This is a genomic window from Streptomyces sp. SAS_272 (genome assembly GCF_052543235.1).
In genome coordinates this window covers 62,238-86,652 of sequence record NZ_JBMNDR010000023.1, presented here as the reverse complement: position 1 = coordinate 86,652, position 24,415 = coordinate 62,238, and the positions used below count along the sequence as shown (strand labels likewise).

Below are 24,415 nucleotides of genomic sequence, written 5' to 3'. Positions count from 1 at the left end.
GCCGCACACCCACGGTGTGCGGCCGGCTTCCTCGTGGACGAGTGCCCCGGCGGGGTCAGTCCGTGCCGAACTCCATCGCCGCGCGGTCCAGCAGCGCGTCGTCCTCCGAGACCTCGCCGCGGGAGGCGATCGCCTCGGCGCCGCCCTCGGGCATCTCCGGCATGGTGCCGATGAGGCCGGTGGCGGCCGCCTGCGCCGCGCCGATGGCGGGGCTGCCGGTGCCGATCAGACCGAGGCCGGCGTACTGCTCCAGCTTGGCGCGGGAGTCGGCGATGTCCAGGTTGCGCATGGTGAGCTGGCCGATCCGGTCCACCGGGCCGAACGCGGAGTCCTCGGTGCGCTCCATCGACAGCTTGTCCGGGTGGTAGCTGAACGCCGGACCGGTGGTGTCGAGGAGCGAGTAGTCCTCACCGCGCCGCAGCCGCAGGGTCACCTCGCCGGTGACGGCCGCGCCGACCCAGCGCTGGAGCGACTCGCGGATCATCAGCGCCTGCGGGTCCAGCCAGCGGCCCTCGTACATGAGGCGGCCGAGGCGCCGGCCCTCGTTGTGGTACTGGGCGACGGTGTCCTCGTTGTGGATCGCGTTGACCAGGCGCTCGTAGGCCGCGTGCAGCAGGGCCATGCCGGGCGCCTCGTAGATGCCGCGGCTCTTGGCCTCGATGATGCGGTTCTCGATCTGGTCGGACATGCCGAGGCCGTGCCGGCCGCCGATGGCGTTGGCCTCCATCACCAGGTCCACGGGGGAGGCGAACTCCTTGCCGTCGACCGTCACCGGGCGGCCCTGGTCGAAGCCGATCGTCACGTCCTCGGCGGCGATGTCGACCGACGGGTCCCAGAACCGCACGCCCATGATGGGCTCGACGGTCTCGACGCCGGTGTCCAGGTGTTCCAGCGTCTTGGCCTCGTGGGTGGCGCCCCAGATGTTGGCGTCGGTGGAGTACGCCTTCTCCGTGCTGTCCCGGTAGGGCAGGTTATGGGCGACGAGCCACTCCGACATTTCCTTGCGGCCGCCGAGCTCGGTCACGAAGTCCGCGTCGAGCCAGGGCTTGTAGATCCGCAGGTGCGGGTTGGCGAGCAGGCCGTAGCGGTAGAACCGCTCGATGTCGTTGCCCTTGAAGGTCGAGCCGTCGCCCCAGATCTGGACGTCGTCCTCGAGCATCGCCCGGACCAGGAGGGTGCCGGTGACGGCACGGCCGAGCGGGGTGGTGTTGAAGTAGGAGCGCCCGCCCGAGCGGATGTGGAACGCCCCGCAGGTGAGCGCGGCAAGGCCCTCCTCGACCAGCGCGGCGCGGCAGTCGACCAGGCGCGCGATCTCGGCGCCGTAGGTCTTCGCGCGGCCGGGCACCGAGGCGATGTCGGGCTCGTCGTACTGACCGATGTCGGCGGTGTAGGTGCACGGGACGGCGCCCTTGTCGCGCATCCACGCGACCGCGACGGAGGTGTCGAGCCCGCCGGAGAAGGCGATGCCGACGCGCTCGCCGGCGGGAAGGGAGGTGAGGACCTTGGACATAGGAAGATTATGCATGAACTCGCATGGTCATGCAAAGGGCTCGTCCTTCCGGACTGTTCCGGGGGGCCCGTCCCCTGGGGCCGCCTCCGGGCGCCCGGCCGTCTCCCGGGACAGCCGGTGCGGCCACCACACCTTCGGACCGATGTCGAGGAACAGCGACGTGACCAGCACCGACCGCACGATGAAGGTGTCCAGGAGCACACCCAGGGCCACCGCGAAGCCGATCTCCGCGAAGGCGACCATCGGCAGCGTGCCGAGGGCGGCGAAGGTGCCGGCCAGCACCAGGCCCGCCGAGGTGATCACGGCGCCGGTCGCCGCCAGGCCCGTCACCACGCCCGCGCGGGTGCCCTGTCGGGCGGCCTCCTCGCGGATGCGGGTGGTCAGGAAGATGTTGTAGTCGATGCCCAGGGCCACCAGGAACACGAAGACGAACAGGGGGAAGTCGGTGGCCTCGCCCGCGTAGTCGAAGACATGGCGGAACGCCAGCGCGCTGATGCCGAGGGCCGCGGCGAAGGACAGGATCACCGTCCCCACCAGCACGAGCGGGGCGATCAGGGCGCGCAGCAGCCCGCACAGGATCAGCAGGACCACGACCAGGACCAGCGGAATGATCAGAAGGTTGTCGTGCGTCGTCGCCTTGTCCATGTCCAGCAGGGCCGCCGTGCCGCCGCCCACCAGGGCGTCGGCGTCGGGCACCTCGTGCACCGCGTCCCGGACCCGCTCCACGGTCTGCTTCGCGGCCTCGCTGTCCGCCGGCGCGGTCATGGTCGCCTCGAAGAGCACCTGGCCCTCGTGCACGGGTTTCGCGCCCGGCGGCACCCCGAGGGAGGTCGGCACGACGCCTTCGGTCGCGGCGACCGCCCGCCGCACCTCCCCGGCTCGGACCTGGTCGGCGACGATCATCAGCGGGTCCCCGCTGCCGGCGGGGAAGTACCGGGCCGACACCTTCTGGCCGGTGATCGAGTCCGGTGTGCCGGTGAAGGCGTCGGCGTTGCTGATGCCCTCCGCGCGCAACTGGATCAGGCCGAGCGAGCAGACCGCCAGCACAAGAGCCGTCACGGCCCAGATCATGCGCGGGCGGCGGGCGAAACTCCGGCCCGTGCGGGCCCAGACGCCGCGCTCGGTCGGTTCGTCCGAGCCGAAGTGCGGGATCACCGGCCAGAAGATCCAGCGACCGCAGATGACCAGCAGGGCCGGGAAGAGCGTCATCATCGCGATCAGCGCCACCGCCACCCCGATGGCCGCGACCGGGCCGAGGCCGCGCGTGGAGTTCATCTCCGCGGCCAGCAGCACCAGCATGCTCAGGACGACCGTGGCGCCCGACGCCAGGACCGCGGGGCCCGCGCGGTGCAGGGCCAGGGCCATCGCCTCGTGCCGGTCCTCGTGACGGCGCAGCTCCTCCCGGTAGCGGGCCACCAGCAGCAGGGCGTAGTCGGTGCCCGCGCCGAACACGAGCACGGTCAGGATGCCGGCGCTCTGCCCGTTCACCGTGAGGCCCGCGTGCTGGGCGAGGAAGTAGATGAGCGCCTGCGCGGTGAACAGGGCGGCGACCACGCCGATCACCGGGACGAGCAGAAGACTGGGGCTGCGATACGTGATCAGGAGCATGACGACGACCACCGCCATCGCCGACACCAGCAGCGTGGAGTCGATGCCCTCGAAGGCCTTCGAGAAGTCCGCCGACGTGCCGCCGGGGCCGGTGATGTGCACGGCCAGTCCGTCGCCGCCGTCGCCGACGACGTCACGGATCGAGTCGACGGCCGGGGCGATGCGCTGCCAGCCGCTCTCGTCCATGGTGATGGGCACGAAGATCTGCGCGGCGCGCGGATCGGTCGCACGGTCGTAGACGGGGCCGCGGGTCTCGGCGCCCCGGATGCCGTGGTCGCCGAGCCCCCTGAGCTCGGCCGCGTCCCGGTCGATCGCGGCCCGGTCCTGCACCGTCAGGCCGCCGTCACGGGCGTACACGACGACGGCGGGGATCTGTTCGGGGCGGAAGTCCTTGGAGATCTCCAGGACCTGGGTGGACTCCGCCGAGCCCGGCAGCCAGGAGGCCGCGTCGTTGTCCTGCGCGTCGGCGAGCTTCTGCGCGAAGGGCGCGGTCAGGAACAGCACCACCACCCACAGGGCCAGTACCAGCCACTTCGCACGCCGCCCGCAGACGAGGTGAGCGATACCGCGATCGCCGGTCATGACCACCCCCCGAACCGGTCCGAGGCCGCCGCGTGGGACCGCGCCCTGCGCGGGGCGTGCCGGCCCGCGTGACCGGCCGGGGCGGGCCCGTGGGCGACGCACCACGTTCCCCCTGCGGAACCGGTGCCCGCAACCCCTGGGGGGCATGGCAGGCTTGGGTCATGGCCCCGCAGATCAGCCCCAGCATCCTGTCCGCCGACTTCGCCCGCCTTGCGGACGAGGCGAAGGCGGTCGAAGGAGCCGACTGGCTCCACGTCGACGTGATGGACAACCATTTCGTCCCGAACCTCACGCTCGGTGTGCCGGTCGTAGAGTCACTGGCCCGTGCGACGGACACTCCGCTGGACTGCCATCTGATGATCGAGGCCCCCGATCGATGGGCCCCGCAGTACGTCGAGGCGGGCGCCTCGTCCGTCACCTTCCACGTCGAGGCGGCCGCCGCACCGGTGCGGCTCGCACGCGAGATCCGCGCCAAGGGCGCCCGCGCCTCCATGGCGCTCAGGCCCGCCACGCCCATCGAGCCGTACGAGGACCTGCTGCCCGAACTCGACATGCTGCTGATCATGACCGTCGAACCGGGCTTCGGGGGCCAGGCCTTTCTCGACATCATGCTGCCCAAGATCCGCCGCACCCGCGAGTTGATCAGCAAGCACGGACTCGACCTCTGGCTGCAGATCGACGGCGGGGTGTCGGCCTCGACGATCGAGCGGTGCGCCGAGGCGGGCGCCGACGTCTTCGTGGCCGGATCCGCCGTCTACGGGGCCGAGGACCCGGCCGAGGCGGTCCGTGGCCTGCGGGCTCAGGCGGCGAAGGCGACCCAGGCAGCGTCATGGGCGTGCCGCCACTGAACCGACCAGTTACCGACAGGAACGTGAACGGCTCTCACTAGAGCTGATCAACTGCGCCGGATCTGCGAGGATGAACGGCGTATCCAGAGTGTGAACAGCAGTGAGGAGATCGCCGTGTCGGGTATGTCGGCGGGCCGGTCAGCCATGCGGATGGGACCCGCTGAGCTGGTGCAGGCGGCGGCCATGGCCCGCCGCTTCTACCTAGAGGGAAAGTCCAAGATCCAGATCGCGGAGGAGTTCGGCGTCAGCCGCTTCAAGGTGGCCCGGGTGCTGGAGACCGCCCTCGAACGGGATCTCGTACGGATCGAGATCCGCGTGCCGGCCGAACTGGACGCCGAGCGCTCCGACGCGCTCCGCGCCCGCTACGGCCTCAGGCATGCCGTCGTGGTCGAGTCCCCGGCCGAGGCCGAGGAGGCCACGGATCCCGAGAACCTGGGAGAGGTGGCCGCCGACCTGCTCGGCGAACTGGTCGACGAGGGGGACGTGCTGGGGCTGGCCTGGGGCCGGTCCACCATCCACATGGCGGCGGCGCTGGACCGGCTGCCGCCCTGCACGGTCGTGCAGCTGACGGGTGTGTACGACGCCGGCACCGCCGAGCGCGGCTCGGTCGAGGCCGTCCGCCGCGCCGCCCAGGTGTCCGGCGGCGACGCGCACCCCATCTACGCGCCGATGCTGCTGCCGGACGTGGCCACCGCGACCGCGCTGCGCCACCAGACCGGGATCGCCCGGGCCTTCGAGTACTTCGACAAGGTCACGGTCGCCTGTGTCTCCATCGGCTCCTGGGAGCCTGGCATCTCGACGGTGCACGACATGCTGAGCGACGAGGAGCGGGCGCACTACGCCTCGCTCGGCGTCGCCGCGGAGATGTCGGCGCACCTCTTCGACGCCGACGGCCGCAGGGTCGGACGCGACCTCGGGGAGCGGTGCATCACGGTCAAGACGGACCAGTTGCGCAGGATTCCCGAGGTCGTCGCGATCGCGGGCGGCCAGCGCAAGGCGGCCGCGATCGACGCCGTGCTGCGGTCCGGGCTCGTCACCAGCCTGGTGACGGACACCTCCGCGGCCGACTATCTGATGACGGCCGGGCCGACGCCCAAGTCGGCGCTCAACCGGGCGGATCCGGACGGGAGCTGACGAACGATCAGAGGGGGGCGGTCACGGGGGCCGCCCCCCTCTGTCGTTTCCCCGCCCCCTGTTCCCCCCACCACCACGACTGGCTCAGGACGGTGCCTGTATGACGGAGCACGTGCTCACGCTGGACCTCGACGGCGTCACGGACAAAGCGGACCTGATGGACCGCTGCGCCCGGCACCTGGAGCTGTCCGACCGGTTCGCGCGCAACTGGGACGCACTCGCCGACAGTCTCACCGGCCTGCCGGACGGCCCCGAGTCGGGACCCGTGCTGGTGGTCGTGCGGAACTGGCGGCGGTACTCCAGGACGCGTCCGGAGGAGTGGGAGATCGCGCAGGAGGTGTTCGCCTCGGCGGCGGACCGGGCCCCCGCGCTGTCGGTCGTGCTCGCCCTCGGAGGATCCTCCTAACACCCCGGTGAGCTGCTTGGACGTTCCGTCCGGGCATCGCATCGCCGCCTCCGTGGGAGAATGAAGTACGTGCTTCTCCCCCTGGCTGACCTGTCCGGGGGTCACCTCTGATCGACCGGGATGTGCAGCACGTGCGTTTCCTCAACGACATCCAGCCCGCCCACGACCTCACCTACGACGACGTCTTCATGGTGCCGAGCCGCAGCGCGGTCGGGTCACGGCAGAGCGTGGACCTCAACGCTCCGGACGGCACGGGCACCACGATCCCGCTGGTCGTCGCCAACATGACCGCCGTGGCGGGCCGCCGGATGGCCGAGACCATGGCCCGGCGCGGCGGGCTCGTCGTGATCCCGCAGGACATCCCCATCGACGTCGTCGCCGACGTCGTCGGCTGGGTCAAGAGCCGGCACCTTGTGCTGGACACCCCCATCGTGCTCGCCCCGCACCAGACGGTGGCCGACGCCCTCGCCCTGCTGCCCAAGCGCGCCCACAACGCGGGCGTCGTCGTCGACGAGGACCTCCGCCCCGTGGGCGTCGTCACCGACGCGGACCTCACCGGCGTCGACCGCTTCACCCAGCTCGAGGTCGTCATGTCGCGCGACCTGCTGCTCCTGGACGCCGGCATCGACCCGCGCGAGGCGTTCAACACCCTCGACGCGGCCAACCGGCGCTACGCCCCCGCCGTCGACCGGGAGGGCAAGCTCGCCGGCATCCTGACCCGCAAGGGCGCCCTGCGCGCCACCCTGTACACGCCGGCCGTCGACGCCCACGGCAAGCTGCGCATCGCCGCGGCCGTCGGCATCAACGGCGACGTCGCGGGCAAGGCCAAGCAGCTGCTCGACGCGGGCGTGGACACGCTCGTCATCGACACCGCGCACGGTCACCAGGAGTCGATGATCAGCGCCGTCCGCACCGTGCGCGCGCTCGACCCGCAGGTGCCGATCGTGGCCGGCAACATCGTCTCGGCCGAGGGCGTCAAGGACCTGATCGAGGCGGGCGCCGACATCATCAAGGTCGGCGTCGGCCCCGGCGCCATGTGCACCACCCGCATGATGACGGGTGTGGGCCGGCCGCAGTTCTCGGCCGTCCTGGAGTGCGCGACCGAGGCGCGCAAGTACGGCAAGCACGTGTGGGCCGACGGCGGCGTCCGTCACCCGCGCGACGTCGCCATGGCGCTGGCCGCGGGTGCGTCCAACGTCATGGTCGGGTCCTGGTTCGCGGGCACCTTCGAGTCCCCGGGCGACCTTCAGCACGACGCGAACGGCCGTCCCTACAAGGAGTCCTTCGGCATGGCGTCCGCGCGGGCGGTCCGCAACCGCACCTCGGAGGAGTCCGCCTACGACCGGGCCCGCAAGGCGCTGTTCGAGGAGGGCATCTCCACCTCCCGGATGTTCCTCGACCCGGCCCGCCCGGGCGTCGAGGACCTGGTCGACTCGATCATCGCGGGCGTCCGCTCCTCCTGCACCTACGCCGGCGCCGGCTCCCTCGAGGAGTTCGCGCAGAAGGCCGTCGTGGGGATCCAGAGCGCGGCCGGTTACGCCGAGGGGAAGCCGCTGCACGCCAGCTGGTAGCTCCGCCGACCGGAGGACCGGACCGGACCGGGTTGCGGGCGCCGGTCCGTCGCCGCCGGTCGCGCCCGCGCGGCGGCGCCGCACGCCCACCCGGCTCCGGACCCCTCCCGGGGTGTGTTCAGCCGGTCCGCAATGAACAGGCGCCGTTGCGCGACAGACGCAACGATCTTGCGTGTGTGCGCAAGGTTGCAGCATTACGAGCGCTACGACCGTGCTCGTACAGTCGTGCGCTGTACGTGGCGTGGCGGGGACCCCGCTCGGTGGGTTCCCGCTCGCGCGGGTGCGCCGCCGGTCCCCGTCGCGCCGAGAGGCAGCGACGAAGGAGTCAGCGCGTGCTCGACCAAGGCGCACCCGCGCAACAGAGCAGTCACACCGCCTCGGCGCGCCCGGGGGCCGTCGCGCGGCTGATGCGGCGCAAACCCGTGGAACGCCTGGTGGCCGAGGGCGGCCAGGGCGAGGGAGGGGCCCTCCGGCGCACTCTCGGACTGTGGCAGCTCACCATGATCAGCATTGGTGCCACGCTCGGCACCGGCATCTTCGTCGTCCTCGGCGAAGCCGTTCCCAAGGCCGGTCCGGCCGTCACCCTCTCGTTCGTGATCGCCGGTCTCACCGCGCTCTTCTCCGCGCTGTCCTATGCCGAGCTGGCCGGCACGATCCCGGTCGCCGGGTCCTCGTACTCGTATGCGTACGCAACGATGGGCGAGCTGATCGCCTGGATCTGCGGCTGGTGTCTGGTGCTCGAGTACGGCGTCTCGGTCGCCGCCGTCGCCGTCGGCTGGGGCGAGTACCTCAACGAACTGCTCGACGGGACGATCGGCGTCACCATCCCGGACGTGCTGTCCGCGCCGCCCGGCGACGGGGGAGTCTTCAACCTGCCCGCCCTGGTCGTCGTCCTGCTGGCCATGGCGTTCCTGCTGGGCGGCGCCAAGGAGTCGGCGCGCGCCAACACCGTCATGGTGGCCGTGAAGATCGCCGCGCTGGTGCTGTTCTGCGCCATCGGCGTCCAGGGTTTCCGCTCGGGCAACTACGCGCACTTCATGCCGCTCGGCATGGCGGGCGTCAGCGCCGCGGGAGCCACCCTGTTCTTCTCCTACATCGGCTTCGACGCCGCCTCCACCGCCGGCGAGGAGGCGAAGAACGCGCAGCGCGACCTGCCGCGGGCCATCATGCTCTCGCTGGTCATCGTCACCGCGCTGTACGTCCTCGTCGCCGCCGTGGCCGTAGGCGCCAAGCCCTGGCAGCGGTTCGGCGACTCCGAGGCGGCGCTCACGCAGATCATGCGAGAGGTGACCGGGCAGTCCTTCTGGGGGACGCTCCTCGCCTTCTGCGCCGTCATCGCCATCGCCAGCGTCGTGCTGACGGTGCTGTACGGACAGACCCGCATCCTGTTCGCGATGTCCCGGGACGGCCTGGTGCCGAAGGTGTTCTCGAGGGTCCACCCGAGGACGGGCACGCCCCGCGCCAACACGATCGTCGTGTCGCTGTTCTGCGGCGTCCTGGCCGCGGCCGTCCCGCTGGGGCAGCTCGCGGACGCGACCAGCATCGGCACGCTGTTCGCGTTCGGCCTCGTCAACATCGCGGTCGTGATGCTGCGCCGGACCCGTCCCGAGATGCCGCGGACCTTCCGGGTTCCGCTGTCCCCCGTCCTGCCGGCCATGGGCTTCGGCTTCTGCGTCTGGATGATGGGCAGCCTGTCGGCCGTCACGTGGGCGGTGTTCGGTGTCTGGATGGCGGTGGGGCTCGTGTTCTACTTCCTTTACGGCCACCGCCGCTCCCGACTCGCGACCCCCGCGCCATCTGAGAAGTGAACGACCCACTGTGCTGAACGATCTCGACGAACGCATCGTGCACGCCCTCGCCGAGGACGCCCGCCGCTCCTTCGCGGACATCGGGCAGCTGGTCGGCCTGTCCGCGCCCGCCGTGAAACGGCGTGTGGACCGGCTGCGGGCCACCGGCGCCATCACCGGCTTCACCGTGCGGGTCGACCCTGCCGCCCTCGGCTGGGAGACCGAGGGGTTCGTCGAGATCTACTGCCGGCGCAACACCTCCCCGGAGACCATCCAGCGCGGGCTGGAGCGCTATCAGGAGGTCGTCGCCGCCTCCACCGTCACCGGTGAGGCGGACGCGGTGGCGCAGGTCTTCGCCGCCGACATGCGCCACTTCGAGCGTGTCCTCGAGCGCATCGCGGGCGAGCCGTTCGTGGAGCGGACGAAGTCCGTGCTGGTGCTCTCCCCGCTGCTGCGCCGGTTCTCCGCGGGCTCGCCGACCTGAGCCGGTCCGGGGCGAGCGGGCCCGCGGCGGCCTACTCGGCCGTCTTGCGGGCCAGGGCGTTGTTCCCTATCGAGTTGTGCACGCTGAAGCTGACGGCGTCCGGACGGTAGCGGTCGTCCGACCATTCCACCGGTCGGCCTTCGCGGGTCGTCGTGACCCGGCGGACCCGCAGCAGGGGGCTCGTGCGGCGGATGCCGAGGAGGCCGGCGTCCTGGGCGCCCGCCGCCACCGCGTCGATGAGGTGCTCGCCGTAGGCGAAGACCAGGCCGGTGTCGTCGAGAAGGCGCTGGGTCACCGAGGGGCAGTCCGCTTCGATCGACTCGACGGCCGGGGAGATCCAGTCCGCGTACACGGTCCGCTCCAGAAGAACCGGCTCGCCGTCCAGGCCGCGCAGCCGCAGGACGCGCAACACGGGCGTGCCGGCGCGCAGATGGAGATGCACGGCGTCCTCCGCGGTGGCCGGGCGGTACTCCTGCGCGACCACCCGGCCACTCGCCTCGCGGCCCATGGCGCGCGCCCACTGGGCGAAGCTGCGCAGCTCGGCGAAGCTCTGGCTGCGGCGGCTGGCCAGGACCACACGGCGGGCGCCCTGGCGCGAGCCGATCAGCCCCTCGGCGGTCAGCGCCGCCACGGCCTGGCGGACCGTGCCGCGGGAGACGCCGTAGTGCGCCGCGAGGTCGGTTTCGGCGGGCAGCCGCGCCCCGACCGCGTACTCTCCGCGGTCGATCGCCCGGCGCAGCTCGTCGGCGATCTCCTCGTGCAGCGCGGCCATGCTTCCCCTCGGCGTCGACAGCTGTACACAGCCTGACCAGCCTAGTCGACCCGTCGGGCTGCTCGGCGGCAGTCGCAACTGTGCGTGAAATCGGGGCTCAGGGTTTCGCCAGTGTTTACGGAGGGGACACCAGCGGCGTGCGTACTGAGGCGAACTTGTTCAGACAAGTTCGCCTCATCTCCTGCATTCTCGCGCGTCCCCTGGAGAAGCCGTGACCGTGCCCCTGCCGAGAACCGCCGTCCGCGGCGGTGTCCTCGCCGCCCTCGCCGCGCTCGCCCTGAGCGCCTGTGGCGCCGCCCCCGAGACCACCTCCACCACCGCCGACGGCAAGAACGCCGCCACCGCCGCCTCCGCCGCCGACTTCGGCGGACTCGAGGCGCTGGTGAAGGCGGCGAAGAAGGAGGGCACGCTCAACGCCATCGCGCTGCCCCGTGACTGGGCCAACTACGGCGCCCTCATAGACGGCTTCCAGAAGAAGTACGGCATCAAGGTCGCGGTCGAGAACCCGGACGGCGCGAGCCAGGACGAGATCAACGCCGTCACCTCGCGCAAGGGCCAGGACCGTGCGCCGGACGTCCTCGACCTCGGCAGCTCCTTCGCGCTGAGCGCCGCCCAGCAGGGGCTGCTCGCCCCCTACAAGGTGGCCTCCTTCGCCGACATCCCCGAGGGCCAGAAGGACGCGCAGGCCCGCTGGTACAACGACTACGGCGGCTACATCTCCATCGGCTGCGACGCCAAGCGCGTCAAGGCCTGCCCCACCACCTTCGCGGACCTCCTCAAGCCGCAGTACAAGGGTCAGGTCGCCCTCAACGGCAACCCCACCAAGTCCGGCTCCGCGTTCGGCGGCGTCTACGCGGCGGCCCTCGCGAGCGGCGGCTCCTTCGACGACATCCAGCCCGGCCTCGACTTCTTCGCCAAGCTGAAGAAGAACGGCAACTACACGCCCGTCGAGTCGACCCCGGCGACCGTCGAGAAGGGCGAGACGCCCATCAGCATCGACTGGGACTACCTCAACGCCGGATACGCCGACGAGTTCAAGTCCAAGGGCGTCGACTGGAAGGTGTCCGTTCCGAGCGACGGCCAGTTCTCCCAGTACTACTCCCAGGCGATCAACAAGGACGCCCCGCACCCGGCGACGGCCCGTCTGTGGCAGGAGTACCTCTACAGCGCCGAGGGCCAGAACCTGTGGCTCAAGGGGTACGCCCGTCCGGCCCTGATGACCGCCATGGAGAAGGCCGGCACCCTCGACAGGACGGCGGCAGCCAAGCTGCCCGAGGTCTCCGGGGCGCCCTCCTTCCCGACCGAGGCCCAGCAGAGCAAGGCCAAGACGGTCCTCGGGCAGGGCTGGGCCAAGGCCGTCTCCGGATGACCACCACCGCCGTACGGGTCGACACGGCGGCCGCCGCTCCGGTGAAGCGGCGGCGCCGTGCCCTCGGCTGGCTCGCCGCCGTCCCGCTGCTCGCCTTCACCGCGCTCGCCTTCGGGCTGCCCGCCGTGGCCATGCTCGACGGCGCGTTCACCGCCAAGGACCCGGCCACGGGCGCCACGTCCTACACGGTCGACAACCTGACGGCCTCCTTGCGGGGCGCGTACCTGACGGCCCTGCTCGGCAGCGTGAAACTGTCGGCCGTGTCGGCCGCGCTGGGGGCCCTGTTCGGGCTGCCGCTCGCCCAGGCCGTCGTGACCTCCCGCTTCCGCGCGCTGCGCGAGGCCGTGCTCACCGCGTCCGGGGTGCTGGCCAACTTCGGCGGCGTCCCGCTGGCGTTCGCCTTCGTCGCCACCCTCGGCAACGCCGGTGTGCTGACCCGGCAGTTCGGTCTCACCGACCGGGGCTGGGACCTGTACAGCTTCTGGGGACTGGTGATCGTCTACCTGTACTTCCTGATCCCGCTGATGGTGCTCACCATCACCCCCGCCCTGGAGGGGCTGCGCCCCCAGTGGCGTGAGGCGGCCCGGAACAACGGCGCGACGTCCGCGCAGTACTGGCGGCACGTCGCCCTGCCCGTTCTGCTGCCCTCGCTCCTCGGCGGCCTCGTGCTGCTCTTCGGCAGCGCCTTCGCCGCGTACGCCACCGCCGCGGCCATGGTGGGCAGTTCCATCCCGCTGGTCACCCTCCAGATCGCGGACGCCATCTCCGGCAACGTCCTCGTCGGGCAGGAGAACGTGGCGCTCGCCCTCAGCCTCGACATGGTCCTGGTCGCCGGACTGGTCATGGCCGTGTACCTGCCCCTGCAACGACGGAGCGCGCGATGGCTCGCCTGAACCTGTGGCGGTGGGGTGTCCTCGGCCTCGCCGGACTGTACTTCCTGGTGCCGCTGGCCGCGTCGGTCGTCTTCACCGTCGACGTGCCCGGACAGGGCGTCACCTTCGACGCCTACACACAGATCTTCTCCACCGCCGGATTCGGGTCCAGCCTGCTGCTCTCCCTGGAGCTGGCCGCCGCCACCATCGCCCTCGTCCTGCTCCTGACGGTGCCCGCCACGGTGGCGCTGCGGCTCGGCTCGCCCCGGTTGCGGCCGGTCGTCGAGGTGGTGTGCTCGCTGCCGCTGGTGGTGCCGCCCATCGCGTTCGTCGCGGGCATCGGGACGGTGCTGAAGTGGGGGCCCGAACACCTTTCGCGCACCCCCCTCTTCCAGACGTTCGTGGCGATCCAGGACCCCGGCTTCCCCCTCGTCCTCGTGCTGGCGTACGTCGTGATGGCGTTGCCGTTCGTGTACCGCGCCCTGGACGCGGGGCTGCGCTCCGTCGATGTGCGCACCCTCGTCGAGGCCGCCCGCAGCTGTGGCGCCGGCTGGCCGCAGGCGCTCGTGCGGGCCGTGCTGCCCAACCTGCGCGGCGCGCTGCTCAACGCCTCCTTCCTCACGCTGGCCCTGGTGCTCGGCGAGTTCACCGTGGCGCAGCTGCTCGGCTTCCAGCCCTTCGCCGTCTGGATCGTGAACGTCAGCGGTTCGCAGGCCCAGCTGTCCGTCGCCGTGTCCGTGCTCAGCCTGTTCGTGACCTGGGCACTCCTCCTCGTCCTCGCCGGTTTCGGCGGGCGCACCCGTTCTACTTCCCGGGGTTGAACCATGACCGTGCTCGATACGACAGAGACGAAGGCCGCGAAGCAGGCGGCGACCGTCGAGTTCCGGGGGCTGCGAAGGGAGTTCGGCCCGACCGTCGCCCTCGACGGCCTGGACCTCACCGTCCGGCCGGGTGAACTCCTCGCCCTGCTCGGCCCCTCCGGCTGCGGCAAGACCACCGCGCTGCGGGTGCTCGCCGGATTCGAGCACCCCGACTCCGGCGCGGTGCTCGTCGACGGCGAGGACGTCACCCGGGTTCCGGCCCACCGCCGGGACGCCGGGATGGTCTTCCAGTCCTACAGCCTCTTCCCGCACCTCGACGCGCTCGACAACGTCGCCTTCGGGCTGCGGATGCGCAAGGTGCGCGGCTCCGAACGACGGGCACGGGCGGCGGAGTTGCTGGAGCTGGTGGGACTCGCCGACAAGGGCGGGCGGTTCCCGCACCAGCTCTCCGGCGGTCAGCAGCAGCGCATCGCTCTGGCCCGGGCGCTCGCCCTGCGGCCGCGGGTCCTGCTCCTCGACGAGCCGCTCTCCGCGCTCGACGCCAAGGTGCGGCTGACCCTCCGCGAGGAGATCCGGCGGCTCCAGCAGGAGCTCGGCATCACCACCCTGTTCGTCACCCACGACCAGGAGGAGGCCCTGTCCATGGCGGACCGGGTCGCCGTGATGCACGCCGGACGGCTCGAACAGTGCGCCGCCCCGGCCGAGTTGTACGGCAGGCCCGCCACGGCCTTCGTCGCCGAGTTCGTGGGCACGACGAGCCGGATACCGGGACACCTGGACGGCGACACCGTCGAGGTGCTCGGGCGTCGGCTGCCCGTCGACGGGCGGGTGCCGGCCGTGACCGAGGTGGACGTCCTGGTGCGGCCGGAGGCGGTGCGGGTCACGGGCGAGGACGCCGGGAGCGCGCGGGTGGTCGCCACCTCCTTCCTGGGCGCCGCCGTCCGGCTCACCGTCCGGCTCGCCGACGGCGTCGAGGTGAAGGCCGACCTGCCCGCCCACGAGGCCGCCGGGCTCGCGGCGGGGACAGCGGTGACCGTGTCGCTGCCGGACCGCCCGGTGCTCGTGGCCGAACGTGCTTCCTGATCCCGTGCCGAAAGAGGAGACCGTGCCCCGACTCCCGCTCCAGGCCGCCCTGTTCGACATGGACGGCACGCTCGTCGACACCGAGCGGCTGTGGTGGGAGGCGGTGGAACGGGTCGCCGGACGGCGGCTGACCGAGGCGGACCGGCCGGAGGTGCTCGGCCGCCCCGTCGAGCACACCGCCCACTGGCTGGCCGCCGGCGCCGGACGGCCGGCGGCGGGCCTCGCCGAGGCGCTGCACCGCGAGTTCGCGGACCGCGTCCGCGCCGGCATCGTGCCGCGCCCCGGCGCGCTCGCCCTGCTCGACGCCCTGGCCCGGGAGCGCGTGCCGACGGCGCTGGTGACCGCGTCGCCCCGGGCGGTCGCCGACCTCGTGCTCGACGCGCTCGGCGCGGGCCGGTTCGCCGTCACCGTCACCGCCGACGACACCGAGCACACCAAACCCGCCCCCGACCCCTACCTCGAGGCCTGCCGCGCCCTCGGCGTCGACCCCGCCGCCTGCGTGGCCGTCGAGGACACCGAGACCGGGGTGGCCTCCGCCGAGGCGGCCGGCTGCGCGGTGCTGGCGGTGCCCTCGCTCGCGCCGATCGCGCCGGCCCCCGGCCGGACCGTCGTGGCCGGCCTGGACGGCGTCACGCCTGAACGGCTGCGCGCCCTGCTGCCGTACCGGCTGCGCGTCATGACGTGGAACCTCTGGCACGGGGGAACCAAGGTCCGCGACCACCGGGCCAAGCAGCTCAAGATCCTCACCGAGGCCGGTGTGGACGTGGTCGGGCTCCAGGAGACGTACGGCAGCGCCGCCGAGGAGCTCGCCGAAGCCCTCGGCTGGCATCACCACCGGGCCGGGGAGAACCTGGGGATCATCAGCCGCCACCCGATCACGGCCGGCCTCGGCGACCCGGACGTGGGCTTCTACGGAGCGGCGGGCGCCCGGATCCGCGTCCCGGGCGGCGAGGTGGACGTGTGGACGGTCCACCTGGACTGCGCGCCCTACGGGCCCTACGAGGCCGCCTTCGACGGGCTCCACGCGGACGCCCTGACGGCCCACGAGGAGGGCCGGCTCGCGCAGCTGGGGGACGCCCTGCGCCGGATCGCAGAGGGCCCCGACCTGCCCGTCGTCCTCGTCGGCGACTTCAACTGCCCCTCGCACCTGGACCGGCCGGACGCCGGGTGGCCGGTGACGAGGGCCGCCGAGGAGGCGGGCTTCGCCGACTCCTACCGCGAGGCGCACCCCGACCCCGTGCGGGAGCCCGGTCACACCTGGTCCCCGGTGCACGCCGAGCACGAGGACGGCAGCGGCCGACCCGAACCGCAGGACCGGATCGACTTCGTGCTCCACCGGGGCCTGCGGGTGCTCGACTCGCGGACCCTGGTGACCGGCGGCAACCGGCCGTGTCCGGACGTCGGGGACAACGACTGGCCCTCCGACCACGCCGCGGTGATCACCACGTTCGCGATCACCCCCTCGGCGGTCTCGGACAAACCGGTGGGCGAGGGGACGTGAACCGCCTACCATCGATGACATGACCTGGCGACATTGATCCACAACCGGCTCCGACGTCCGTCGACTGACCGCCACGCTCTACGCGTACGCGTTCCTCGACGAGTTCGTGCTCCTGTACCCGGTGTACGCGCTGCTGTTCGCGGACGCCGGGCTGTCCGTCGGGGAGATCTCCTCCCTCTTCGTGCTGTGGTCGCTGACCGGCGTCCTGCTCGAGGTGCCCTCGGGCGCCTGGGCGGACGCCGTCTCCCGACGGCTGCTGCTGTGGACCGGCCCCCTGCTGGGCGCGGCCGGCTTCGCGCTGTGGGTGCTGTTCCCGTCGTACTGGGCCTTCGCGGCCGGCTTCGTCCTGTGGGGCGCCCGTGGCGCGCTGGGCTCCGGCGCGCTGGAGGCACTGGTCTACGAGGAGCTGGACCGGGCCGGCGCCGCCGACCGGTACGCCGGAGGCATGGGGCGCGCGCACGCCCTCGGCCAGGGAGCTGTGATGGCGGCCACTGGGCTGGCCGGGCCGGTCTTCACGGCCGGCGGATACCCCGCCGTCGGCGCGGCCAGCGTGCTGGCGTGCCTGCTCTGCGCCGTGACGGCGGCCTGCTTCCCGGAGCACCGCACCCCGGCGTCCGCCGGGAGCGACGGCGGCGCTGGGTCGCCCGGCGGCGGCGCGGACGAGGTCCGTGGCGCGGACGCCGGCCAGGGCGAGGGCGAGGGCGACGAGGACCGGGCCCGGACGCTGCGCACCGGACTCTCCCGACTGGCCGGACTGCGCAGGGACCGTCCCCTTCTCGGCGCGCTGCTGCTCGTCCCCGCCGTCACAGCGGTGTGGGGCGCGCTCGACGAGTACACCCCGCTGCTGGTCAGGGAGACCGGGGCGGCGGACGCGGCGGTCCCGTACCTGCTCATGATGATCTGGGCCGGGGTGACGGCGGGCAGCCTGCTGGCCGGTGCGGTCGAGCGCCTCGGCCGCACCGGCCTGGGCGTGCTCCTCGCGGGCGCCGCGCTCGCCCTCGCGGCCGGTGCGCTGACCGGGGCGCAGGCCGGCATCGCCCTCGTCGGCCTCGCCTTCGGCGGCTTCCAGGCGGTGACCGTCGTGGCCGACGTCCGGCTCCAGCAGCGCATCGAGGGCGGCGCTCGGGCCACCCTCACCTCGATCGCCGGCCTGGGCACCGAGCTGGTGACCGTCGCGGTGTACGGCGTGTACGGCGTCCTGGGCGCGCGGTTCCCGCACGGCGTCGTGTTCGCCCTGTGCGCGCTGCCGTACCTGGTCACAGCCCTGGCGGTGGGCCGGCGGCGGAAGAGGGCGAGTGCACAACCGCGGGGCCGCCGGGGCCGCCGGGACACGCGGGCAGGCGGGGTGACGCGCGGCCGGGGGAGCGGGGAGTGAGCGCTTGACCTGCGGGGGCCGGGTGAGAGGAGAGCGCGAGGGGCGGCGCGCAACGAATCGCCGTCCCACCCGTCACGCACGCAACGAACCGCTCACCGTCGCGCAACGGCTCCTCCTTGTCCGGCCCGCGCGGCCGCCCGTACCGTCTAGGTGGCCCCCACAACCACCCTTTCGCCCGGTGAGGATCACGCATGCGCACCGCCCTGCTCCAGAGCTCCGGCCGCCCCGGCTCCGTCGTCGAGAACCTCAAGGTCCTCGACGAGGCCGCGGACCGGGCCGCCGCCACGGGCGCCGGGCTGCTCGTCACGCCGGAGATGTTCCTCACCGGGTACGCCATCGGCGACGACGTCGCCCGCCTCGCCGAGCCCGCCGACGGCGATTCCGCGGACGCCGTCGCCGAGACCGCCGCGCGGCACGGGATCGCGATCGCCTACGGCTATCCGGAGCGCTCCGGCGAGGCCGTGTACAACGCGGTCCAGCTGGTCTGCGCCGACGGCGGCCGCCTCGCGAACTACCGCAAGACCCACCTCTTCGGCTGCTTCGAGCGCGAGCAGTTCACCGAGGGCGGGCGGCCCGTCGTCCAGGCCGAGCTGAACGGCTTCACCGTCGGTCTCCTGATCTGCTACGACGTCGAGTTCCCGGAGAACGTGCGGGCGCACGCGCTCGCCGGCACCGATCTGCTCGTGGTGCCGACCGCGCAGATGCATCCCTTCCAGTTCGTCGCCGAGTCGATGATCCCGGTGCGCGCCTTCGAGAACCAGATGTACGTCGCCTACGTCAACCGGGTCGGCCGGGAAGGGGAGTTCGAGTTCGTCGGACTCTCCACCCTGGCGGGTCCCGACGGCGTCGCCCGGGCGCGCGCGGGCCGCGCCGAGGAACTGGTCTTCGCCGACGCCGACCCGGTCGCCCTGGCCGCCTCCCGTGAGGCGAACCCCTACCTGCGGGACCGCCGCCCCGCTCTCTACGGGTCCCTGGTCTGATCGCCGCAACGCCGAACGCCGCACACCCCCAGCTCATCATTGCCGCAAGGAGTCCGCACCCCATGACGTCCACCGTGCCCAACGCCGTCGAGCACGCAGACGAGCAGCAGCCGCCGATCACCATGTTCGGCCCGGACTTCCCGTACGCCTACGACGACTTCCTCGCCCATCCGGCGGGCCTCGGCCAGATCCCGGCGACCGAGCACGGCGCCGAGGTCGCGGTCATCGGCGGTGGGCTGTCCGGCATCGTGGCCGCGTACGAGCTGATGAAGATGGGGCTCAAGCCGGTCGTCTACGAGGCCGACCGGATCGGCGGACGGCTGCGCACCGTCGGCTTCGAGGGCTGCGACCCCTCGCTCACCGCCGAGATGGGCGCGATGCGCTTCCCGCCGTCCTCGACGGCGCTCCAGCACTACATCGACCTGGTGGGGCTGGAGACCCGGCCGTTCCCCAACCCCCTCGCGGAGGCCACCCCTTCGACGGTCGTCGACCTCAAGGGCGAGTCCCACTACGCCGAGACGATCGACGACCTGCCGCAGGTCTACCGCGACGTCGCCGCCGCCTGGAACACCTGCCTCGAAGAGGGCGCCGACTTCTCCGACATGAACCGGGCCATGCGCGAGCGGGACGTGCCGCGCATCCGCGAGATCTGGGCCGAGCTCGTCGAGAAGTTCGACAACCAGACCTTCTACGGCTTCCTCTGCGACTCCGAGGCCTTCAGGTCCTTCCGGCACCGGGAGATCTTCGGCCAGGTCGGCTTCGGCACCGGCGGCTGGGACACCGACTTCCCCAACTCCATCCTGGAGATCCTGCGCGTCGTCTACACCGAGGCCGACGACCACCACCGCGGCATCGTCGGCGGCTCCCAGCAGCTGCCGCTGCGCCTGTGGGAGCGCGAACCGGAGAAGATCGTCCACTGGCCGTACGGCACCTCGCTCAGCTCCCTGCACGAGGGCGGCGAGCCGCGACCCGCCGTGACCCGGCTGCACCGCACCGCGGGTGACCGGATCACCGTGACCGACGCGAACGGCGACATCCGCACCTACCGGGCGGCGGTCTTCACCGCCCAGTCCTGGATGCTGCTGTCGAAGATCGCCTGCGACGACTCGCTCTTCCCGATCGACCACTGGACCGCGATCGAGCGCACCCATTACATGGAGTCCAGCAAGCTGTTCGTGCCCGTCGACCGGCCGTTCTGGCTCGACAAGGACGAGACCACCGGCCGGGACGTCATGTCGATGACGCTCACCGACCGCATGACACGCGGGACGTACCTGCTCGACGACGGCCCCGACCGGCCCGCGGTCATCTGCCTCTCGTACACCTGGTGCGACGACAGCCTGAAGTGGCTGCCGCTGTCCGCGAACGAGCGGATGGAGGTCATGCTGAAGTCGCTCGGCGAGATCTACCCGAACGTCGACATCAGGAAGCACGTCATCGGCAACCCCGTGACGGTGTCCTGGGAGAACGAGCCCTACTTCATGGGCGCGTTCAAGGCCAACCTCCCCGGCCACTACCGCTACCAGCGGCGCCTGTTCACCCACTTCATGCAGGACCGGCTGCCCGAGGACAAGCGGGGCGTCTTCCTCGCCGGAGACGACATCTCCTGGACGGCCGGCTGGGCCGAGGGCGCCGTGCAGACCGCGCTCAACGCCGTCTGGGGCGTCATGCGCCACTTCGGCGGGGCGACCGACGCCACCAACCCGGGCCCGGGCGACGTGTACGACGAGATCGCGCCCGTGGAGCTCCCGGAGGACTGAGTCGCCCATCGGCGCGCCGCGCCCCGGCGCGCGTCACAGCGGGGTGAGCATCATCCGTCCCGCGAAGCCGACGGCCGTGTCGAGGCGCTCGGTGAACTCCACGGCCACGTCGGGGAGCCGGCGCAGCGCCCACAGCGGCCGGGCCGCCGTCCAGGTGGCGTCCCGGGCGCGCTCCAGGCTCCAGGCCCCGAGCAGATGGGTGAGCGGATCGGCGATCTGCAGAAGATCGGGACCCGGCATCAGCTCTTCGCGGAGTCGCTCCTCCAGCGAGACGAGGAGATCGCCCACGCGGTCGAACTCGTCCTCCAGCTCGGACGGTTCGCAGCCGAGGCTACGACAGGCGTCCACGACGGCGAGCGCGAGGTCGTGCCCGATGTGCGCGTTGATGCCCGCGAGCGCGAACTGCAGCGGACGTACGCCGGGGTGACGGCGGAACTGCAGCAGCGGGCGCCAGCAGGCGGGCGGACGCCGGTCGCCGGGCACCGGATCCACCGCGTCCAGGTAACGCTCGGCGAACCGTACGTCCAGCGTGATCGCGGCGTGCGGGTCGGGGAAGCGGCCCCGGTCGATGCGCCGGCCGACCTCCTCGGTCACGGCGAGGTAGACACGGTTGAAGACCGCGACCCCGTCGCGCGGAGGCAGGGCCGCGTCGAGGGCGCGCATCCGGGCGAGCACGCCGTCCAGGCGCGGGTCGGCCGGGCGCACTCCCGCGTCGACGGGAGCGGTGAACTGTTCCGATTGCGGCATGGGGGCAGGGTGGCAGTTCTAGGCTGGCCCGCGTGCCGGCGAGCCCGACGCTTCCCCGGAACGGGGGAACGGACCCGTCGCTCGGGAGGGGAACAGCACGGTGTCAGAGGTACGTGAGCGACGGGCCGGGCGGCGCAGCGCCATGGTCCTCGTCGCCTCGGTCGTGGTCGCCCTCGGCGCCGCGGCCGGGATGGTGACCGCGCTCGGCGACGGCGACGAGCGAGGTCAGGGCCGCGACGCAGACGGCGTCCGGCCTCGTGCCGGCGCGACGCTGCTGTCCCCCTCCCCTCCGCCGTCCCCGTCCCCCTCGGCGGCTTCCTCGACCGTGTCGCCTCCCGCGACGCCGACCCCCTCGGCCGGCCGCCGCGCCGTGCGCAAGCCGCGGACGGCGGCCGCGTCCACGAGCCTGTACCGGCACTCCGAGTCCCAGGTCCTCGACTGGGTCCGCGCCCATCCGGCCGACCCGCGCACCTCCGTGATCGAATCCCGTATCGCCGACCGGCCGGCCGCGGTGTGGTTCGCCGACTACGCGCCCGGCACGATCGCCGCACGGGTCCGCGCGGTCACCTCGGGCGCCGCCGCCCAGGGCCGGGTCCCCGTCCTCGTGGCGTACGCGATCCCGGACCGGGACTGCGGCGGCGCCTCCGAGGGCGGAGCGCCCGACGTCGACGCCTACGACGGCTGGATCGACCGGTTCGCCGCCGGGCTCGGCTCCGGTGAGGTGGTCGTCGTCCTGGAGCCGGACTCGATCGCCCAGGCCGACTGTCTCGACGCGGGCGCGCGCGCCGGCCGCTTCGCCGCCCTGGCCCGCGCGGGGCGCGTGCTGAAGGCGGCGAACCCGGCGGCCCGTGTCTACTACGACGCCGGCCACTCCCACTGGAACCCGCCGGCGGAGCAGGCCGCGCTGCTGAAGCAGGCCGGCGCCGCCTCCGCCGCGTCCTCCGACGGGATCTTCAGCAATGTCTCCAACTTCCGCGGCACCGCCGACGAGACCGCCTACGCGCGCCGGGTGCTGGACGCGCTGGGCGGTCCGGCGGGCCTGGGCGCCGTCATCGACACGAGCCGCAACGGCAACGGCGCGCCGGCCGACGGCGAGTGGTGCGATCCGGCCGGCCGCAGGATCGGCAGGGCGCCCACCTTCGACACCGGCCAGGCCCGGATCGACGCCTATCTGTGGGTGAAGCTGCCGGGGGAGTCGGACGGCTGCAGGGGGGCGGCGGGCGAGTTCAGCCCCGAGTACGCCTATGAGCTGGCGTCGTCGTAGCTGCCGGCGCCCTCGTCCCGCAGTGGCCGCCGGGTCCTGAGGTGGGCGGGCGAGAAGGCGCGCAGTTTCCAGCGGATGCCGAGATCCATGGTGCGGTTTCGCTTCCTTACGGGGGCGGGTGTCCTGATCATTCGCCCGTGGATCCGCAGCCGAGGGGCTGACGGGGCGATCGCCAGGGGGAGGGTGAGCGCCCGCTTAGGCGGCGCATACGATGGGGATCGTCCCGTCATCTGCACAGGAGCCCCGCCGTGACCGCCGAAGCCCCGTTCGCCCCTGCCGTGTCGTACGGCCGCCTCGTCCCGGTCACCGTCCACTTCGACGACCTGGATGCGCTCGGACTGCTCCACAACGCCCGCTACCCGCTGATGGTCGAGCGCGCCTGGACCGAACTGTGGCAGGAGTACGGCGTGCGCTTCGAGGGAGACTGGGAGGCGGCCGGCGACGCCTGCAACGCCGTCAGGGAACTCCGCATCAGCTACGAGGCGCCGGTCACCAGGCCCGGCGCGTACGCCGTGCACCTGTGGCTGGAGCGGCTCGGCACCACCGGCCTGACCTACGGCTTCCGCTTCTGCTCGACGGACGGGACGCTCACGTACGCGCGGGGCGCCCGGGTCCTCGTCCGGCTGGACGCGAGGACCATGCGGCCCGCGCCCTGGAGCGAGACCTTCAGGGCCGGGGGTCGGGCACTGCTGCGGCCCGCGGACTGACCTTCGCGCCCGTCCGCTCCCCGCCGCGCAGCACGCCGGCGAAGGCCACGAGCCCGCACGCCAGCAAGGTCACCACGACGAACGACACCATCAGGCTGGTCGCCTGGGCGACGCCGCCGATCAGGCTCGGGGCGATCAGCCCGGAGGTGTAGGTGATCGTCGCGACGCCCGCGATGGCCTGACTGGGGTTCGGCCCGCTGTGGCCGGCGGCGGCGAAGCACAAGGGCACGACGACCGCGATGCCGAGCCCCATCAGCCCGAACCCGCCGATGGCCACCGCCGGATGCCCCGCGACGACGATCAGCAGCCCGCCGAGCGCGGCCAGCACGCCGCCGGCCCGTACGGTGCGCACCGCGCCGAACCGGTCGACCACCGCGTCTCCCGCGATACGCGCCACCGCCATCGTGAGCATGAAGCCGGTCGTGCAGGCCGCCGCGACCCCGGCCGACGACGCGAGCCGGTCGCGCAGGTACACCGCCGACCAGTCGAGGCTCGCGCCCTCCGCGAACACCGCGCAGAAGCCGACCGCGCCGATCAGCAGCGCCGGGCGGGGCGGCAGCGCGAACCGCGGGGGCGGCTCCTCGTCCGCGGCCGGCCGGAGGTCCAGCACCCACTGACAGGCCAGCAGCCCGAGCACGGTGAGAACGGCCGCGGCCAGCGCGTGGTGCACGCGGGCGTCCACGCCGAGGTGGGCCGCGAGGGTTCCGCCGGCCGAGCCGATCAGCGCGCCCGCGCTCCACATGCCGTGCAGCCCGGACATGATCGACTTTCCGAGCAGCCGTTCCACCTCCACCCCGAGGGCGTTCATCGCCACGTCCGCCATGCCGGCGGCCGCGCCGTAGGTGAACATCGCCAGGCACAGCGTCGGCAGGTTCGGGGCGAGGGCGGGCAGGACGAGCGACAGCGTCCACAGCGCGAGCAGCCCGCGCAGGGCCGCACGGCTGCCGAAGCGGTGGGTGACCGAGCCGGCCAGCGGCATCGCGCAGGCCGCGCCGAACGCGGTGAAGGCCAGCGCGAACCCCAGCAGGCCGGTGGAGACGTCGGCGTGGTCCTGGATCCAGGGCACCCGGGTGGCGAAGGAGCCCGTGACGGCGCCGTGCACGGTGAACACGGCCGCCACGGCGTACCGGGCGTGTCGCGCCTTCGCCGGTGTGCCGACCACGTCGTCCGCTCCGCTCATTCTCCCGCCCTCCCGGCTCCCTCGGCGGCGTCCGCGCACCGCCGACGTAAACTA

The 24,415-nt window shown here is 72.5% G+C and carries 21 protein-coding genes; 16 read left to right on the top strand and 5 right to left on the bottom strand.

Annotation, left to right across the window (positions count from 1 at the left end):
• Nucleotides 1-55 precede the first annotated feature (55 nt).
• Both argG and ACN6LD_RS16105 read right to left on the bottom strand, forming a co-directional pair.
• The gene (gene argG, locus ACN6LD_RS16110; RefSeq protein ID WP_319189390.1) at nucleotides 56-1,510 is read right to left on the bottom strand and encodes an argininosuccinate synthase; all 1,455 of its coding nucleotides are present in this window, start codon (nucleotides 1,508-1,510) and stop codon (nucleotides 56-58) included.
• A gap of 27 nt (nucleotides 1,511-1,537) precedes the next feature.
• Entirely contained in the window at nucleotides 1,538-3,700 is a 2,163-nt protein-coding gene (locus ACN6LD_RS16105) for an MMPL family transporter (RefSeq protein WP_319189388.1), read from the bottom strand.
• Between the two features lie 161 nt (nucleotides 3,701-3,861).
• Between ACN6LD_RS16105 and rpe the strand changes: the two genes are divergently transcribed.
• The 6 genes from rpe (at nucleotide 3,862) to ACN6LD_RS16075 (ending at nucleotide 9,930) form a co-directional block, all read left to right on the top strand.
• Nucleotides 3,862-4,548, top strand: coding sequence for a ribulose-phosphate 3-epimerase (gene rpe, locus ACN6LD_RS16100; protein WP_319189386.1), 687 nt, complete (start codon nucleotides 3,862-3,864; stop codon nucleotides 4,546-4,548).
• Nucleotides 4,549-4,638: 90 nt separating this feature from the next.
• On the top strand, nucleotides 4,639-5,682 hold the full coding sequence (locus tag ACN6LD_RS16095; protein WP_079041594.1) for a sugar-binding transcriptional regulator: 1,044 nt from the start codon (nucleotides 4,639-4,641) through the stop codon (nucleotides 5,680-5,682).
• A 100-nt stretch (nucleotides 5,683-5,782) separates the two neighbouring features.
• Complete coding sequence (locus ACN6LD_RS16090; RefSeq protein ID WP_319189384.1) at nucleotides 5,783-6,088, top strand: barstar family protein; 306 nt, start codon at nucleotides 5,783-5,785, stop codon at nucleotides 6,086-6,088.
• Nucleotides 6,089-6,219: 131 nt separating this feature from the next.
• Nucleotides 6,220-7,659 (top strand): GuaB1 family IMP dehydrogenase-related protein, encoded by a 1,440-nt coding sequence (locus ACN6LD_RS16085; protein ID WP_319189418.1) that lies wholly within the window; start codon nucleotides 6,220-6,222, stop codon nucleotides 7,657-7,659.
• A 332-nt stretch (nucleotides 7,660-7,991) separates the two neighbouring features.
• Nucleotides 7,992-9,467 carry an amino acid permease gene (locus ACN6LD_RS16080; protein WP_319189382.1) on the top strand — a complete coding sequence of 492 codons (1,476 nt, stop codon included), beginning with the start codon at nucleotides 7,992-7,994 and terminating at the stop codon, nucleotides 9,465-9,467.
• A gap of 10 nt (nucleotides 9,468-9,477) precedes the next feature.
• Nucleotides 9,478-9,930, top strand: coding sequence for an Lrp/AsnC family transcriptional regulator (locus tag ACN6LD_RS16075; protein ID WP_020128883.1), 453 nt, complete (start codon nucleotides 9,478-9,480; stop codon nucleotides 9,928-9,930).
• A 31-nt stretch (nucleotides 9,931-9,961) separates the two neighbouring features.
• Here the strand turns inward: ACN6LD_RS16075 and ACN6LD_RS16070 are convergent, their stop codons facing one another.
• Complete coding sequence (locus ACN6LD_RS16070; protein WP_319189380.1) at nucleotides 9,962-10,702, bottom strand: GntR family transcriptional regulator; 741 nt, start codon at nucleotides 10,700-10,702, stop codon at nucleotides 9,962-9,964.
• A gap of 211 nt (nucleotides 10,703-10,913) precedes the next feature.
• On the opposite strand from ACN6LD_RS16070, the gene ACN6LD_RS16065 reads away from it, so the two are divergent.
• From ACN6LD_RS16065 to ACN6LD_RS16030, 8 genes are all read left to right on the top strand, one after another.
• Nucleotides 10,914-12,071: an ABC transporter substrate-binding protein gene (locus ACN6LD_RS16065; RefSeq protein ID WP_319189378.1), complete on the top strand. Its 1,158-nt coding sequence runs from the start codon at nucleotides 10,914-10,916 to the stop codon at nucleotides 12,069-12,071.
• Nucleotides 12,068-12,964, top strand: coding sequence for an ABC transporter permease (locus ACN6LD_RS16060; protein WP_319189376.1), 897 nt, complete (start codon nucleotides 12,068-12,070; stop codon nucleotides 12,962-12,964). The genes ACN6LD_RS16065 and ACN6LD_RS16060 overlap by 4 nt, the downstream gene beginning before the upstream one ends.
• Nucleotides 12,952-13,764, top strand: coding sequence for an ABC transporter permease (locus ACN6LD_RS16055; RefSeq protein ID WP_319189375.1), 813 nt, complete (start codon nucleotides 12,952-12,954; stop codon nucleotides 13,762-13,764). Before ACN6LD_RS16060 ends, ACN6LD_RS16055 begins: the two co-directional genes overlap by 13 nt.
• Before the next feature lie 3 nt (nucleotides 13,765-13,767).
• On the top strand, nucleotides 13,768-14,847 hold the full coding sequence (locus ACN6LD_RS16050; RefSeq protein ID WP_319189373.1) for an ABC transporter ATP-binding protein: 1,080 nt from the start codon (nucleotides 13,768-13,770) through the stop codon (nucleotides 14,845-14,847).
• Between the two features lie 22 nt (nucleotides 14,848-14,869).
• A complete protein-coding gene (locus ACN6LD_RS16045; protein WP_319189371.1) occupies nucleotides 14,870-16,348 on the top strand; it encodes an HAD-IA family hydrolase in 1,479 nt (492 codons plus the stop codon).
• 106 nt (nucleotides 16,349-16,454) lie between these two features.
• Nucleotides 16,455-17,723: an MFS transporter gene (locus tag ACN6LD_RS16040; RefSeq protein ID WP_445043511.1), complete on the top strand. Its 1,269-nt coding sequence runs from the start codon at nucleotides 16,455-16,457 to the stop codon at nucleotides 17,721-17,723.
• A gap of 191 nt (nucleotides 17,724-17,914) precedes the next feature.
• Nucleotides 17,915-18,703, top strand: a complete 789-nt coding sequence (locus tag ACN6LD_RS16035) for a carbon-nitrogen hydrolase family protein (RefSeq protein WP_319189369.1) — start codon at nucleotides 17,915-17,917, stop codon at nucleotides 18,701-18,703.
• A 62-nt stretch (nucleotides 18,704-18,765) separates the two neighbouring features.
• Nucleotides 18,766-20,463 (top strand): flavin monoamine oxidase family protein, encoded by a 1,698-nt coding sequence (locus ACN6LD_RS16030; RefSeq protein ID WP_319189367.1) that lies wholly within the window; start codon nucleotides 18,766-18,768, stop codon nucleotides 20,461-20,463.
• Between the two features lie 33 nt (nucleotides 20,464-20,496).
• On the opposite strand, the gene ACN6LD_RS16025 is transcribed toward ACN6LD_RS16030, so the two are convergent.
• Nucleotides 20,497-21,210: a DUF5995 family protein gene (locus ACN6LD_RS16025; RefSeq protein ID WP_445043510.1), complete on the bottom strand. Its 714-nt coding sequence runs from the start codon at nucleotides 21,208-21,210 to the stop codon at nucleotides 20,497-20,499.
• A 142-nt stretch (nucleotides 21,211-21,352) separates the two neighbouring features.
• Between ACN6LD_RS16025 and ACN6LD_RS16020 the strand changes: the two genes are divergently transcribed.
• Together ACN6LD_RS16020 and ACN6LD_RS16015 are read left to right on the top strand one after the other, a co-directional pair.
• Nucleotides 21,353-22,474, top strand: a complete 1,122-nt coding sequence (locus ACN6LD_RS16020; protein ID WP_445043518.1) for a glycoside hydrolase family 6 protein — start codon at nucleotides 21,353-21,355, stop codon at nucleotides 22,472-22,474.
• 248 nt (nucleotides 22,475-22,722) lie between these two features.
• Nucleotides 22,723-23,181, top strand: a complete 459-nt coding sequence (locus ACN6LD_RS16015; RefSeq protein ID WP_319195392.1) for an acyl-CoA thioesterase — start codon at nucleotides 22,723-22,725, stop codon at nucleotides 23,179-23,181.
• Here the strand turns inward: ACN6LD_RS16015 and ACN6LD_RS16010 are convergent.
• Complete coding sequence (locus ACN6LD_RS16010; protein WP_319195394.1) at nucleotides 23,141-24,361, bottom strand: MFS transporter; 1,221 nt, start codon at nucleotides 24,359-24,361, stop codon at nucleotides 23,141-23,143. The two genes, ACN6LD_RS16015 and ACN6LD_RS16010, sit on opposite strands and share 41 nt — an antisense overlap.
• Nucleotides 24,362-24,415 lie beyond the last annotated feature (54 nt).

What these genes read in the sequence shown, in the direction of transcription:
- ACN6LD_RS16055 (WP_319189375.1), top strand. Translation starts at nt 12,952, where the DNA reads ATGGCTCGCCTGAACCTGTGGCGGTGGGGTGTCCTCGGCCTCGCCGGA.
- ACN6LD_RS16020 (WP_445043518.1), top strand. Translation starts at nt 21,353, where the DNA reads ATGGTCCTCGTCGCCTCGGTCGTGGTCGCCCTCGGCGCCGCGGCCGGG.
- ACN6LD_RS16090 (WP_319189384.1), top strand. Translation starts at nt 5,783, where the DNA reads ATGACGGAGCACGTGCTCACGCTGGACCTCGACGGCGTCACGGACAAA.
- argG (WP_319189390.1), bottom strand. Translation starts at nt 1,510, where the DNA reads ATGTCCAAGGTCCTCACCTCCCTTCCCGCCGGCGAGCGCGTCGGCATC.
- ACN6LD_RS16025 (WP_445043510.1), bottom strand. Translation starts at nt 21,210, where the DNA reads ATGCCGCAATCGGAACAGTTCACCGCTCCCGTCGACGCGGGAGTGCGC.
- ACN6LD_RS16070 (WP_319189380.1), bottom strand. Translation starts at nt 10,702, where the DNA reads ATGGCCGCGCTGCACGAGGAGATCGCCGACGAGCTGCGCCGGGCGATC.
- ACN6LD_RS16010 (WP_319195394.1), bottom strand. Translation starts at nt 24,361, where the DNA reads ATGAGCGGAGCGGACGACGTGGTCGGCACACCGGCGAAGGCGCGACAC.
- ACN6LD_RS16035 (WP_319189369.1), top strand. Translation starts at nt 17,915, where the DNA reads ATGCGCACCGCCCTGCTCCAGAGCTCCGGCCGCCCCGGCTCCGTCGTC.
- ACN6LD_RS16105 (WP_319189388.1), bottom strand. Translation starts at nt 3,700, where the DNA reads ATGACCGGCGATCGCGGTATCGCTCACCTCGTCTGCGGGCGGCGTGCG.
- ACN6LD_RS16060 (WP_319189376.1), top strand. Translation starts at nt 12,068, where the DNA reads ATGACCACCACCGCCGTACGGGTCGACACGGCGGCCGCCGCTCCGGTG.
- ACN6LD_RS16050 (WP_319189373.1), top strand. Translation starts at nt 13,768, where the DNA reads ATGACCGTGCTCGATACGACAGAGACGAAGGCCGCGAAGCAGGCGGCG.
- rpe (WP_319189386.1), top strand. Translation starts at nt 3,862, where the DNA reads ATGGCCCCGCAGATCAGCCCCAGCATCCTGTCCGCCGACTTCGCCCGC.
- ACN6LD_RS16030 (WP_319189367.1), top strand. Translation starts at nt 18,766, where the DNA reads ATGACGTCCACCGTGCCCAACGCCGTCGAGCACGCAGACGAGCAGCAG.